The organism is Micromonospora sp. NPDC049089, from assembly GCF_040648775.1.
GTDB lineage: Bacteria > Actinomycetota > Actinomycetes > Mycobacteriales > Micromonosporaceae > Micromonospora.
Genome location: NZ_JBEZEH010000002.1, coordinates 15,602 through 28,541 on the forward strand (window position 1 = coordinate 15,602; position 12,940 = coordinate 28,541).

The window sequence follows — 12,940 nt, forward strand, 5'->3', positions numbered from 1 at the left end:
GGATGGTACGCGTGACGACTCCAGAGGCGACCGGTTACCGCATCGAACGCGACTCGATGGGCGAGGTGGAGGTGCCCGCCGAGGCGCTGTGGCGGGCACAGACCCAACGCGCGGTGCAGAATTTCCCGATCTCCGGCCGGGGTATCGAACCGGCCCAGATCAAGGCGCTCGCGCAGATCAAGGGCGCGGCGGCCCAGGTCAACGGCGAGTTGGGCGTGATCGACGCCAACGTGGCCGCCGCGATCGCCGCCGCCGCCGCGCACGTGGCCGACGGTGGTTACGACGACCAGTTCCCGGTGGACGTGTTCCAGACCGGCTCGGGGACCTCGTCGAACATGAACACCAACGAGGTGATCGCGACCCTGGCCACCCGGGAACTGGGCTCACCGGTGCACCCCAACGACCACGTCAACGCCTCCCAGTCGAGCAACGACGTCTTCCCGTCCTCGATCCACCTGGCGGCCACCCAGTTCATCGTCGAGGATCTGCTGCCGTCGCTGGCCCACCTCGCGTCGGCGTTGGAGGCAAAGGCCGCCGAGTTCGAGACGGTGGTCAAGGCCGGGCGTACCCACCTGATGGACGCCACCCCGGTCACACTCGGCCAGGAGTTCGGCGGGTACGCAGCTCAGGTCCGCTACGGCATCGAACGGTTGGAGGGCTCCTTGCCCCGACTGGCCGAGCTGCCCCTGGGTGGCACCGCCGTCGGAACCGGGATCAACACCCCGCTCGGCTTCGCCGCCGCCGTGATCGACAAGCTGCGCGAGTCGACCGGGCTGCCGCTGAGCGAGGCGCGTAACCACTTCGAGGCGCAGGGCGCGCGAGACGCGCTTGTGGAAACCTCGGGGCAGCTGCGGACCGTGGCGATCGGCCTCTACAAGATCGCCAACGACATCCGCTGGATGGGCTCCGGTCCCCGCGCCGGTCTGCGCGAGCTACGCATCCCGGACCTCCAGCCCGGCTCGTCGATCATGCCGGGCAAGGTCAACCCGGTCGTCGCCGAGGCGATGCGGCAGGTCTGCGCCCAAGTCGTCGGCAACGACGCGACGGTCGGCTTCGCCGGCTCACAGGGCGACTTCGAGCTGAACGTGATGCTCCCGGTGATGGGCCGCAACCTGCTGGAGTCGATCCGGCTGCTCTCCGCGGTGAGCCGGCTCTTCGCCGACCGGCTGGTGGTCGGCCTGGTCGCGGACGCCGAGGTCTGTCTGGCGTACGCCGAGGGCTCACCGTCGATCGTCACCCCACTCAACCGCTACCTGGGGTACGACGAAGCCGCGTCGATCGCCAAGGAGGCGTTGGCCAAGCAGGCATCGATCCGCGAGGTGGTCATCTCCCGGGGCCACGTCGACTCCGGCAAGCTCACCGAGACCCAACTGGACGAGACGTTGGACCTGCTCCGGATGACCCACCCCTGACCCGTTCTGGCCTGCTCAGTACAGGTGTAGCGGTCTCGCCCAGCCGAGGAAGCGGGTGAAGAGCGCCGCAGGGTCGGGGCCGTCGTGCGGGTTGAGTAGGTACAGGTCGTGAGCCGCCTCGTGCAGCACCGTGCACAGGTAGATGCTCAGCCCGATCCGGTCGTGCGCGTACTCCTGCCGCAGAGCAAGTCGGGCGATGGGGCACGGCCAGGGCGCGGCGCAGACCCGGCAGAGCCAGAGTGGGCGCAGCGGCAGGTGCGGCCGGCAGGAGCGTGTGGTGAGCCCGCCCAGGGCCGCTCCGGGGCATGGTGGGGTCCTCCTTTGGAGCTGAATCGTTCGTGACATCACCCCCCGGCTCGCGCCGGCCGGCGTCGCGCTGGCCGCGCCGATGGTGCCGCGCTGCGCCGACTGCGCTGACCGCTCTGCGCTGCGTTGCTCGTGTCAAGATCGCGCTCGATCCTGGATGTAGTGGCCTTCGTGCGCGAGGAGACCACTGTTTCCAGGATCGAGCGCGATCTTGGTGGATGGTCGGCTTCGGTGGGGTTGGGACCGCCCGGCACGGGGGAGCGGGCGGTCCCGTGCGGCGCCGGCAGATCCCGGGGGACGGGGAGCGGTGCCGCACTTCACAGTCTGGTGATCAGGCGACTACGGTCGGAAGGGTTTGGCCGCGTCGTCATAGTCGCCCTGTTCTGGGTGGCACCGCCGCTGGCGGCCGGCTGGAAATGGTCGTCGGCGGGGTGGAGGGCGGGCACGGCATGGCCGATGGACAGATGACGGCGGCGGCGTTCCTGGTAGCGGAGCTGCGCCGGGCGCGGACTCGGCGCGGCTGGAGTCAGGACGAGCTGGCCAAGGCGGTCAACTACTCGGCGTCGATGGTCAGCGCCGTCGAGCTGGGCCAGCAGGTGCCCACCGCCAAGTACCTGGAACTCGTCGACCGGGCCCTCGACACCGGCGGCCTCTTCGGCCGCATGTCCACCGAACTGGTCAGCCTGGACAAGGCTCAGGTCTGGCTGCGCGGTTGGCGTGCGATCCTCGCGGAGGCGCGGGCGCTGCGATGGTTCGACCCGCTTCACGTCCCTGGCCTGCTGCAAACCGAAGACTATGCTCGCGCGATCTTCGAGTCGGACCGACTGCTCGATGCCGATGAGGTCGAGCGTCGGCTGACGGACCGAATGGACAGCCAGCGGGTCCTCTACGGGGATCGCCCGCCGCATGTGGTCGCGGTGCTTGACGAGTCGGTGCTGAGGCGACGCGTCGGCGGTCGGAAGGTCATGTGCGAGCAGTCTCTGCACCTGGCGCGCTTGGCGACCGAGCATCCGCGGGTTCAGCTCCATGTGGTGCCTCGCTCGGCCGAGGAGTATCCCGGCCTGAACGGGCCATTCATCCTTGCCACCGTGAACGACCATAGCGATCTTGCCTACCTCGGTGGCCAGATCGGCGGCCAGGAACTCGATCTACCTGCGGATCTGTTGCGTCTACAACGGACCTGGGAAGCTACCCTCGGGCAGGCGTTGCCACCGCAGGAGTCGATCGAGTTGCTGAGGGAAGTGGCAGAGTCGTGGAGTTGACCCGAGCCCGGTGGCGTAAGAGCAGCCGGAGTGGTTCCAACGACCAGTGCGTCGAGGTGGCTACGAATCTTGGGGAGGTGGTCGGGGTGCGAGACAGCAAGGACTCGGACGGGCCCGTGCTCGTTGTCGACGCGTACTCCTGGCGGCTCTTCGTGGTCGCGCCCCCGCGCTGACGCGACCGCCTGGCCCGCGACGGCGGTCGGGTTCTCCGCGCAACTGGCCCTGATAAACGGGTCGACGGGGACTTGAGCGGGACGGATGATCCGGGCTATGGGTGACGATGGCGTGGGTGTGCCGGCGGGGACCGAGCGGCTGCGGTTGCGGCGGCTGACGATTGCCGACGTGGACGCGCTGGTCGAGTTGGACAGCGACCCCGAGGTGATGCGTTTTCTCACCGGTGGCGTCGCGACCCCGCCGGCCACCGTGCGGGAAGAGCAGTTGCCGAGGCTGCTGGCCCAGTACGACAGGCATCCCGGGCTGGGCCGGTGGGCAGCGCACGATCGGGCGTCCGGCGAGTTCCTGGGTTGGTTCGCGTTGGACCCGTCGGCGGACGGCACCGAGGCCGAGTTGGGCTATCGGCTGCGCCGCCCGACGTGGGGGCGGGGGCTGGCCACCGAGGGGGCACGGGCGCTGGTCCGGTACGCCTTCGACACCGTCGGGGTGCGCCGGGTCTGGGCCGAGACGATGACTGTCAACGAACGCTCCCGGCGGGTGATGGTGAAGGCCGGGTTGCACTACGTGCGGACCTTCCACCTCCAGTGGGATCACCCGATTCCGGGCACCGAGCAGGGCGAGGTGGAGTACGAGGTGCGGGCCGAGGAGTGGGCGACCATCGGTCAGGAGCGGCCGGCGGCCCGGCGGGCGCGGTAGGCGGTCACCGCGGCGCGGTTGCCGCAGCCGGCCTCGCAGAACCGCCGGGAGCGGTTGCGGGACAGGTCGACGACGACGTTGTCGCAGTCCGGGTATTCGCAGATCCGCAATCGGCTCAACTCGCCGCTACGGACCAGGTCGGCCATCGCCATGGCGGCCTCGACCGCGATCCGGGTCGCCAGCGGCGCGTCGCGGGGAACGGCGTGCAGGTGGTACGGCTCGTCGTCGTGCTCGATGAGCTGAGGCAGCGCCTTGTGTTCCAGCAGCAGGCCGTTGACCACAGCGACGATCTCGGGTGGTTCGGCGTGCCAGATGCGGCGCAGTTGGGGCCGCAGCTCCCGTACGGCGCGCAGCTCGGCCTCGGTGTGCTCGTGCCGGCCACTGTAGGAGTGGCGGATGAAGAACGCGTCCAGCGCCGCGATGTCGGGCAGCAACTCACCGTCCCGACCTGCGGTGTTGACCAGCGCCGCTGCGGCGATCAGCGAACATTCGGTGTCATGAGCGAATAGCAACTTGACTCCTGTCACGGCTCCCGCCTAGCGTCATCAGCACAAGGATAGTTTGCTCATGACACGGTGCCCATTGCGAGGAGCGCGACATGCACTCTCGACCTGCTGCCGGCGTCGGGTTGGCGCTGCTCGCCGCAGTCACCTTCGCCACCTCCGGAACCTTCGCCCGGTCGCTCATCGAGGCCGGCTGGTCAGCCGAGTCCGCTGTGATCGCCCGCGTCGGCGTGGCCGCCCTGGTGCTGGCGATCCCCGCCCTGCTGTCGCTGCGGGGCAAATGGGACGTGCTGCGAAGCAACGCCGCGACCATCGGGCTGTTCGGGCTCCTCGGGGTGGCGGTGGCCCAGGTGTGCTACTTCAACGCCGTGCGCTACCTGCCGGTCGGTGTCGCGCTGCTGCTGGAATACCTGGGCATCATCCTCGTCGTGGCCTGGATGTGGCTGCGGCACGGGCAGCCGCCCCGCCGACTCACCATCGCCGGGTCGGTGGCCGCGCTGGCCGGGCTGGCGTTCGTGCTCGACATCGCCGGCACCGCCGACTTCCACCCGGTGGGCGTGCTCTGGGGGCTCGGCGCGGCATTCGGCCTGGCCGGATACTTCGTGCTCGCCGGCCGCGTCGACCCCCGGCTGCCCTCGGTCGCCCTGGCCAGCGGTGGGATGGCAGTCGGTGCCGCCGTGCTGTTGCTCATCGGGCTGACCGGCCTGCTGCCACTGCACGCCACCTTCGGTGAGGTCACCTTCGCCGGGCAGCCCACCAACTGGTTGGTGCCAATCGCCGGGCTGTCGCTGGTGGCCGCCGTCATCGCGTACCTCGCCGGCATCGCCGGCACCCGGATCCTCGGGCCCCGCCTGTCGTCGTTCGTCGGGCTGACCGAGGTGCTCTTCGCAGTGCTGATCGCGTGGTTGTTCCTGAACGAGCTGCCCACCGGCTGGCAGTTGTTCGGCGGTGCGCTGATCGTCGCCGGCGTTGCCCTGGTACGCCTCGACGAACTGCGGGGGTCGCCCTCGACGCCCGCGCCGGTCACGCCCGAGCCCGAGCTGGCGCTTGACGGTCGGTGAGGGTCCGCGGTCGATGTGCTCCCGATGGCCGGCCCTTGCCGGCAGGCATTGAGTGCTGCGGGCCGAGTGCTCCCGACGGTCGGCGGTGGCGCCTCGCCGGGCCGGCCCGCGGTCGGTGTGGCTGAACCGACTCGGCCTGCCTCGCCCGTCCGGCTGCCCACCCGACGCCGAAGTATCCGGCATGGCCGAGCTGCCGGCCGCGCTCGCGAAACTGGGTGTCGACGCGGTAGGCGTGTAGGTCGAGCCGGCGGGCGTAAGTGTCTGTGCGGCCTGTGTCTGTGCGACCTGCGTCTGTGCAGCCTGTCTGTGTGGCCGGGGTGCGGCCCGAACTGGCGTGATTCACGGCCATAACGGGCGTTCATCTGGCGCGATGCGGATCGGTGTTGTGTGATGGCTGGCACGTCCCTCAACGAGAGGATCCGATGTGGTGAGCAAGCGCTTCACCGCCCGTACGGTCGCGACCGCGGCTGTGCTGGCACTTACGGCTACGGGGTTGGGTGTGCCGGCCAACGCCGCGCCGAGCGATTCCCGGACCTTCACCGTCGTCGCCGAGGATGGCGTCGCCATCGACACGGCCGTTGCCGCGATCCGGGCGGCTGGCGGCACTGTGGTGTCCCGGTCCGATGAGGTCGGCATGTTCCAGGTCAGCAGCGACCGGGCCGACTTCGCGGCCAGGGCGACCGCCGCGCCGACGTTGATCGGTGCCGCCGAGCAGAAGGCCATCGGCCGCAAGCCGAAGCTGGACCGGGTCGAGCAGGAGCACCTGCTGGCCGCTGCCGGTGCTCGTGCCGGTGCTGCCGGTGCTGCCAAGAAGGGCGCCAAGCTCGATCCGCTCGACGACAAGCTCTGGGGCCTGGAGATGATCCGGGCCGACAAGGCCCGCAAGATCGAGCCGGGCGACCGTCGGGTGACCGTCGGCGTGCTGGACACCGGCGTCGACGCCAGCAACCCGGACATCGCGCCGAACTTCAACTGGTCGCTGTCGCGCAACTTCGCGCCTGACCTGACCGACGTGGACGGCCCCTGCGAGGTGCCGAGCTGCCTCGACCCGGTCGGCACCGACGACGGCGGGCACGGCACCCACGTGGCCGGCACCATCGGCGCCGCGGCCAACGGCTTCGGACTCTCCGGCGTCGCCCCGAACGTCTCGCTGGTCGAGCTCAAGGGCGGCCAGGACTCCGGCTACTTCTTCCTCGACCCGGTCGTCAACGCTCTGGTCTACGCCGGCCGCTCCGGGATCGACGTGGTCAACATGTCGTTCTATGTCGACCCGTGGCTCTACAACTGCACCGCCAACCCGGCCGACTCCCCCGAGGACCAGGCCGAGCAGCGGGCCATCATCAAGGCGATGAAGCGGGCGCTGGTCTTCGCGCACAACAAGGGCGTGACCCTCGTCGGTGCGCTCGGCAACAACAACGAGGACCTGGGTGCACCGCGCACCGATGTCTCGAGCCCCGACTACGGCGCCGACCCGTACCCCCGACCGATCGACAACGAGAGCTGCTGGGACCTCCCCACCGAGGGCCCGCACGTGATCGGCGTGTCGTCGGTCGGCCCGTCCGGCAAGAAGTCGGACTTCTCCAACTACGGCACCGAGCAGATCTCGGTCGCCGCGCCGGGAGGCTGGTTCCGGGACGGCTTCGGCACCGACACCTTCCGTACCGACGCCAACATGATCCTCTCCTCGTACCCGAAGCACGTGCTTCAGGAGGAAGGATCGGTCGACGCCGACGGCAACATCGTCCCCGGCTTCGAGAACTCGGTCTTCAAGCAGTGCAAGGCCAACGGTGAGTGCGGCTACTACACGTACCTCCAGGGCACCTCGATGGCGTCCCCGCACGCCGCCGGTGTCGCCGCGCTGATCGTCAGCCGGTACGGCAAGGCGCAGGGTCGGAATGGTTTCGGGATGTCGCCGGACCAGGTCGAGCAGCACCTCTACCGCACGGCCGCCGAGCACGCGTGCCCGGAGCCGCGCCTCCAGCAGTACCGCAACGAGGGCCGGGACGAGACCTACGACGCGTACTGCGCCGGTGGGCTCAACTTCAACGGCTTCTACGGCTACGGGATCGTCGACGCCTACGCGGCGGTGAAGACCCCGCTCAAGCCGAACGCCCGCCCGTAGCGCACATCGCACTGCGGTGGCCCAACTGCCACCGTGCCCCGGGGCCCGGTCGACACGTCGTCGACCGGGCCTCGGGTCGTCCATGCCTGTTGTCACCGACCTTCGCCCGACGCCGTTCATGATTGACTCGGTTTGCTGGAAGGTGCGGTGTTGGTGCCTGGAGGATGGCGCGGTTTCCAGGAACCTGAGTTGATCCCGATCATCTGGACGATCCCTGTCGCCAGCCGCGGCTGACCAGCGCGTCGCGTACCTCTCGAAGCACCGCTGGGAACTCACCGTGCAGCCGTCGGCTGGTCACGTGCAGAACCAGCCAACCCGCGCCGACCAGTTGATTCAGCCGACGGCGATCGCGGTGCAGTTGCTCCACGCCGGAGTGCCACTTTCCGTCGTACTCCACCGCCACCCGATATTGCGGCCAGGCCAGATCGGGATGCAGAACAAGTCCGGTGGGCAGGCGCACCGGATGTTGAACCGCCGGGCGCGGCAGCCCGCCCAACACCAACCGGACGCGCAGCTGGGATTCTGGCGGAGACTCGGCTCCACCGTCGGCCAGGTCAAACACCCAGCGCGCTCGTCGGCCACCGGGGCGGTCAGCGTTGCGGGCAGCCATGGTACTGAGCGCGTCGCGGTCGGCAAGCCCTTGACCAAGTAGCGAGTCGACGATGGCGACCGCCCGGACCGGGTCGAGCCAGACAGCCGTCTCCCAGGCGGCCCGCCCGGGATCTGATCGGGGGATCGGGAGGTCTCGCTCCCTGGTCCTGGGCGGACTGGCCGCCGCCCATTCATCGCCCCGGCCGGCCACCACCAAGCCCTCTGCTCCGACGGACACGGCGGCCGGGCGGGACAGCTGCCGTGCTGGGCGTGGTGACCTTCCGCCGGCAGGTGGGTGGCCCACTCCCGTAGGTCGCGCTGCATCACGTGGACTTCCCGCGCTCGGCGGTCGTCCTGCGACCGGCATTCGTCCTGCGTCTGGCGGTCGTCCTGCGTCTGGCGGTCGTCCTGCGTCTGGCCGGTTTCCTGGGGTCGACGGACAGCTCGCCTCTGGCTGTCGACCTGCGTCTGGTGGTCGTCTTGTGCCTGCCGGTCGTCGCGTGGTTGACGCCGTCGGCTCAGCGGTCTCGCTCGCCGTGAGCGGGGTGATGGTGTTGACGTGCACGCGGAGGCCGCGCTGTGAGCCGACCCGTAACGATCGGGGTACGAGGACGTGCACGTCGTCGGTGAAGCTCGCGGCGTGTTGGACGCCGTGCAGGTAGGCGGCCGACGGACCGCCGACCACCACGCCGGGCGGTAGCCGGAGGAGGGCGGCGCGACACGCGAGGGCGTGGTCCCGATCCAACCGCGCATCGGCGTAGATGTCGTGGCGCAACCGCACCCAGGCAGAGTTGCGCAACTGATGTTCGGTGAGCAGGCCGCCTCGGACAGCGTCGGAGCCGCGGAAGACCTGCCAGGTCAGGGCATCGGGGCGATGTGGACGTGGGGGCATGCCACGCAGCCTGCCGACCACCGACTGGCCACCGAAACCCCTGTGGACAACCGGGCCCGCGGGTGCCGCCGGCCCTGTGGACAACGACGAATCCGCCAGGCAATCGTGCTATGGCACCGGCCAGGGCGGCCGACCAATCGGCATCCGGGCCGCCGAGGGGCAGTGATCCACTCGCGTTCCTTGAAGTCGGGCGGTCGCTGGCTCTGGGACACCGCGACTTCCGTGAACCCGAGTTGATCAAGCCGGGACGGGGCGCGCGGTGGGGCGGCGCGGCGCGCGGCGGGGGCGGTGAGGGCGCGCGGCGGGGGCGGTGAGGGCGCGCGGCGGTCGGGGGTCAGCTGAGGGCGGTGGCGATCGCGCGGGCGGCGGCCAGCACCTCAGGGCCGATGGAGTCGACGTCCAGCGGGGCGAGCGCGACCACGCCGACGCTGGCCTCCAGGCCGGGTACGCCGAGCACCGGTGCGGCGACCCCGTACGCCCCGGCCTGCAACTCTCCGCTGCTACTGAGCGGCTCGGCCAACCCGGCGCGACCGGCAAGGATCGCCCGTCCGGCCGCCCCTCGCTCCAGCGGGTGTCGTGCTCCGGCCCGGTACGCGACGTGGAACGACGTCCAGCTCGGCTCGACCACGGCCAGGGCGACGCCCTCGCCACCTTCGACGACGGTCAGGTGCGCGGTCGCGCCGGCCTGCTCGGCGAGGCGGCGTAACGCGGGCAGCGCACCCTCGGCGAGCAGCGGCTGGGCCCTGCGGGCCAGATGCAGCAACCCGGCACCGAGACGCAGCCGACCGTCTCCGTCGCGACGCAGCATGCCGTGCCCGGTCAGCGCAGTGACCAGTCGGTAGACGGCGGCCCGGCCGATGCCGAGCCGATTCGCGGCCTCGGTGACGGTCAGACCGCCGGGGACCTCGGCGACCAGGTGTAGCAGCCGCAACCCCCGGTCCAGCGTCTGCGACGTCTCCCCGCCCCGCCCCGCAACCACATCGGCCGACCCTATGCCAGCCTCGGGCCGCCCGAGGGCGGCGTCGGCCGGCCGCACGCCAGCCTCGGGCCGTCCGTGGGCCGGGTCGGCCGGCCGCACGCCAGCCTCGGGCCGCCCGTGGGCCGCGTCGGCCGAGCTGGAGGCCCGTCCGCGGGCGGCGCCGGACCGCCCTTCACCTGCGCCGGCCGAGCCGAAGGTCGCGTCGGTCGGCACGGAAGCCCGGTGGAGGGCCGGGTCGGCGGGGGTGGTGGGGTTGGCTGGCGGGTCACCGGAGCCACCGGAGCGTGCGGTCGCATCCACGCCTGGCAGCGTACGACCCGGCACCGGCGGACCCGGACAGGCACGGACAGCTACCCTTGTACGGTGACGCTACGCCTGTATGACACCGCCACCCGATCGGTGCGGGACTTCGTCCCGCGGGAAGCCGGCAAGGTGGGGGTCTACCTGTGTGGTCTCACCCTTCAGGCTCCGCCGCACATCGGTCACCTTCGCTCCGGCGTCAACTATGACGTCCTGCGGCGTTGGCTGTTGGCCGCCGGCTACGAGGTCACCTTCATTCGCAACCTGACCGACATCGACGACAAGATCCTGGTCAAGGCCGGCGAGCAGGGTCGTCCGTTCTGGTCGATCGCGTACGCCAACGAGCTGCTGCTGGCCGAGTCGTACCGGTCGTTGAACGTGCTGGCGCCCACCTACGAGCCGCGCGCCACCGGGCACATCCCCGAGATGCATGAGCTGATCACGAAGTTGATCGCCGACGGGCACGCGTACCCGGCGAGTGACGGTTCCGGCGACGTCTACTTCGACGTGGCGTCCTGGCCGGCGTACGGGTCGCTGTCGGGTCAGTCTCCGGACGCCATGCAGTCCGCTGGGGACGCCCCGGATCGGGGCAAGCGGGATCCGCGCGACTTCGCGCTGTGGAAGGGTGCCAAACCGGACGAGCCGGCGGACGCGTACTGGCCTTCACCGTGGGGTCTGGGCCGTCCGGGTTGGCACATCGAGTGCTCGGCGATGTGCTGGCGCTACCTCGGCCCGGAGTTCGACATTCACGGCGGTGGTCTGGATCTGACGTTCCCGCACCACGAGAACGAGATCGCCCAGTCCCAGGCGGCCGGGTTGCCGTTCGCCCGCTACTGGGTGCACCACGGGCTGTTGAGCATCGGCGGGGCCAAGATGGGCAAGTCCGCCGGCAACGCGCTGGGCCTGGCGTACGTGGACTCGCTCGGGGTGCGGCCGGTGGAGCTGCGCTACTACTACGCCGCCGCGCACTACCGCTCGGTGATCGACTACTCGGAGGATTCGCTGCGCGACGCGGCCACCGCGTACCGGCGGATCGAGGGTTTCGTGCAGCGGGCCGCCGAGCGGGTCGGTGCCGGGCAGGTCGGTGAGCTGCCCGCCGGCTTCGTCGCGGCGATGGACGACGACCTCAACACGTCCGCCGCGCTGGCCGTGCTGCAACAGCACATTCGGGACGGCAACACCGCGCTGAGCGTCGGCGACGATGTGACCGTCCGCACCACGCTGGCCGTGGTGCGGGCAATGCTGGATATTCTCGGGATCGACCCCCTCGACCCGGCCTGGACCGGCGGCGGCCGATCGGACGATCTTCGTGCCGTGGTGGACTCCCTGATCGCGCTGGCCCTGGAGCAGCGTGCGCAGGCGCGGGGCCGCAAGGACTGGGCTGCCGCGGACGCCGTGCGTGACCAGCTCAAGCTGGCCGGCGTGGTGGTCGAGGACACCCCCCAGGGCCCCCGTTGGACTATTGGAGAGCAGGACTGATGGCCGGCAACTCGCAGCGCCGTGGCCGGCGACTGACGTCGAAGGCAGGCGCCCCCAAGGGCACCGGCGGCAAGAACAAGGACTCGTTGGCCGGGCGGGGTCGCACCCTGCCCGCGGACGAGCGGCCGTGGCACAAGGGCTACTCGGGCACCGAGAAGCTGCCCCAGCGCACCGCCTGGAAGCAGGACAAGGAGCGCCGCGCGGCGGCCGAGGAGGGGCGCGCCCCCAAGATCGGTCAGCCCGGCTCCAAGGACACCACCTGGGGCAGGGGCGGCGGTCGGGGCGTACCGGTGGGCCGGGGTGCTGCCACCGGCGGACGGGGCGGCAAGCCCACTGGGCGGTCCGGCCCCCGGGTCGCGCCGGGGCGCAAGTCCAACCCGTCCAAGGACACCCCGGAGCTGTTGGTCGGGCGTAACCCGGTGCTGGAGGCGCTGCGCGCCAACGTGCCGGCGACGGCGCTCTACACGGCCCAGGGCATCGACATGGACGACCGGGTCAACGAGATCATCCGGACCGCCGCCGACCGGGGCATCGCCAACCTGGAGATCAGCCGCGCCGAGTTGGACCGGATGACCGGCGGGGTGCTGCACCAGGGCGTCGGCCTGCAGGTGCCGCCCTTCGCGTACCAGCCGTTCGAGGACATGGTCGCCGCTGCCCTGGAGCAGCAGGCCCCGCTGCTGGTCGCGCTGGACGGTGTCACCGACCCGCGCAACCTGGGCGCCGTGATCCGTTCGGCTGCCGCGTTCGGCGCGCAGGGTGTCTTCGTACCCGAGCGTCGTGCCGCCGGGATCACCGCGACCGCCTGGCGGACCAGCGCCGGCGCGGCCGCTCGGGTGCCGGTCGCGCAGGTGACCAACCTGACCCGGTCGCTGAAGGCGTGCCGGGACGCCGGCTTCATGGTCGTCGGCCTGGACGCCGACGGCGACACCGACCTCTACAACCTGGAGGCCGCGGTCGGTCCGCTGGTGGTGGTGGTCGGTTCCGAGGGGCGCGGTCTTTCCCGCCTGGTCGGGGAGACCTGCGACCTGACCGTCAGCATCCCGATGATCTCCGAGGTCGAGTCGCTCAACGCCAGTGTGGCGGCGGCGGTCGCCCTGGCCGAGGTCGCCCGCCGGCGCTCCGTCGAGCTGTAGCGCACGTCGAACGAAGGCCCCCTCCCGCCG

At 70.7% G+C, this 12,940-nt stretch carries 13 protein-coding genes; 9 read left to right on the plus strand and 4 right to left on the minus strand.

Going from position 1 to position 12,940, the window contains the following annotated elements; genetic code table 11:
• The first annotated feature begins 2 nt into the window (after positions 1–2).
• Positions 3–1,412, plus strand: coding sequence for a class II fumarate hydratase (locus AB0B48_RS00650; RefSeq protein ID WP_357193844.1), 1,410 nt, complete (start codon positions 3–5; stop codon positions 1,410–1,412).
• A 15-nt stretch (positions 1,413–1,427) separates the two neighbouring features.
• On the opposite strand, the gene AB0B48_RS00655 is transcribed toward AB0B48_RS00650, so the two are convergent.
• Entirely contained in the window at positions 1,428–1,757 is a 330-nt protein-coding gene (locus AB0B48_RS00655) for a hypothetical protein (protein WP_357193847.1), read from the minus strand.
• Positions 1,758–2,167: 410 nt separating this feature from the next.
• Here AB0B48_RS00655 and AB0B48_RS00660 point away from each other — a divergent pair, with 410 nt between their 5' ends.
• The 3 genes from AB0B48_RS00660 (at position 2,168) to AB0B48_RS00670 (ending at position 3,850) form a co-directional block, all read left to right on the plus strand.
• Positions 2,168–2,980, plus strand: a complete 813-nt coding sequence (locus AB0B48_RS00660; RefSeq protein ID WP_357193849.1) for a helix-turn-helix transcriptional regulator — start codon at positions 2,168–2,170, stop codon at positions 2,978–2,980.
• On the plus strand, positions 2,971–3,153 hold the full coding sequence (locus tag AB0B48_RS00665) for a DUF397 domain-containing protein (protein WP_354940258.1): 183 nt from the start codon (positions 2,971–2,973) through the stop codon (positions 3,151–3,153). The genes AB0B48_RS00660 and AB0B48_RS00665 overlap by 10 nt, the downstream gene beginning before the upstream one ends.
• Positions 3,154–3,250: 97 nt before the next feature.
• Positions 3,251–3,850 carry a GNAT family N-acetyltransferase gene (locus AB0B48_RS00670; RefSeq protein WP_357193854.1) on the plus strand — a complete coding sequence of 200 codons (600 nt, stop codon included), beginning with the start codon at positions 3,251–3,253 and terminating at the stop codon, positions 3,848–3,850.
• On the opposite strand, the gene AB0B48_RS00675 is transcribed toward AB0B48_RS00670, so the two are convergent.
• Positions 3,817–4,362 carry a CGNR zinc finger domain-containing protein gene (locus AB0B48_RS00675; RefSeq protein ID WP_357193857.1) on the minus strand — a complete coding sequence of 182 codons (546 nt, stop codon included), beginning with the start codon at positions 4,360–4,362 and terminating at the stop codon, positions 3,817–3,819. The two genes, AB0B48_RS00670 and AB0B48_RS00675, sit on opposite strands and share 34 nt — an antisense overlap.
• 86 nt (positions 4,363–4,448) lie before the next feature.
• Between AB0B48_RS00675 and AB0B48_RS00680 the strand changes: the two genes are divergently transcribed.
• Together AB0B48_RS00680 and AB0B48_RS00685 are read left to right on the plus strand one after the other, a co-directional pair.
• Positions 4,449–5,414: a DMT family transporter gene (locus AB0B48_RS00680; protein ID WP_357193860.1), complete on the plus strand. Its 966-nt coding sequence runs from the start codon at positions 4,449–4,451 to the stop codon at positions 5,412–5,414.
• A gap of 427 nt (positions 5,415–5,841) precedes the next feature.
• Positions 5,842–7,536 carry a S8 family serine peptidase gene (locus AB0B48_RS00685; protein WP_357193863.1) on the plus strand — a complete coding sequence of 565 codons (1,695 nt, stop codon included), beginning with the start codon at positions 5,842–5,844 and terminating at the stop codon, positions 7,534–7,536.
• A 199-nt stretch (positions 7,537–7,735) separates the two neighbouring features.
• Here the strand turns inward: AB0B48_RS00685 and AB0B48_RS00690 are convergent, their stop codons facing one another.
• Positions 7,736–8,098, minus strand: a complete 363-nt coding sequence (locus tag AB0B48_RS00690) for a DUF559 domain-containing protein (protein ID WP_357193865.1) — start codon at positions 8,096–8,098, stop codon at positions 7,736–7,738.
• A gap of 356 nt (positions 8,099–8,454) precedes the next feature.
• Between AB0B48_RS00690 and AB0B48_RS00695 the strand changes: the two genes are divergently transcribed.
• The gene (locus tag AB0B48_RS00695) at positions 8,455–8,667 is read left to right on the plus strand and encodes a hypothetical protein (RefSeq protein WP_357193868.1); all 213 of its coding nucleotides are present in this window, start codon (positions 8,455–8,457) and stop codon (positions 8,665–8,667) included.
• A gap of 686 nt (positions 8,668–9,353) precedes the next feature.
• On the opposite strand, the gene AB0B48_RS00700 is transcribed toward AB0B48_RS00695, so the two are convergent.
• A complete protein-coding gene (locus tag AB0B48_RS00700; protein WP_357194064.1) occupies positions 9,354–10,013 on the minus strand; it encodes a helix-turn-helix domain-containing protein in 660 nt (219 codons plus the stop codon).
• Between the two features lie 348 nt (positions 10,014–10,361).
• Between AB0B48_RS00700 and cysS the strand changes: the two genes are divergently transcribed.
• Positions 10,362–11,777: a cysteine--tRNA ligase gene (gene cysS / locus AB0B48_RS00705; protein ID WP_357193871.1), complete on the plus strand. Its 1,416-nt coding sequence runs from the start codon at positions 10,362–10,364 to the stop codon at positions 11,775–11,777.
• Positions 11,777–12,910 (plus strand): 23S rRNA (guanosine(2251)-2'-O)-methyltransferase RlmB, encoded by a 1,134-nt coding sequence (gene rlmB, locus AB0B48_RS00710; RefSeq protein WP_357193874.1) that lies wholly within the window; start codon positions 11,777–11,779, stop codon positions 12,908–12,910. The genes cysS and rlmB overlap by 1 nt, the downstream gene beginning before the upstream one ends.
• Positions 12,911–12,940: the final 30 nt, after the last annotated feature.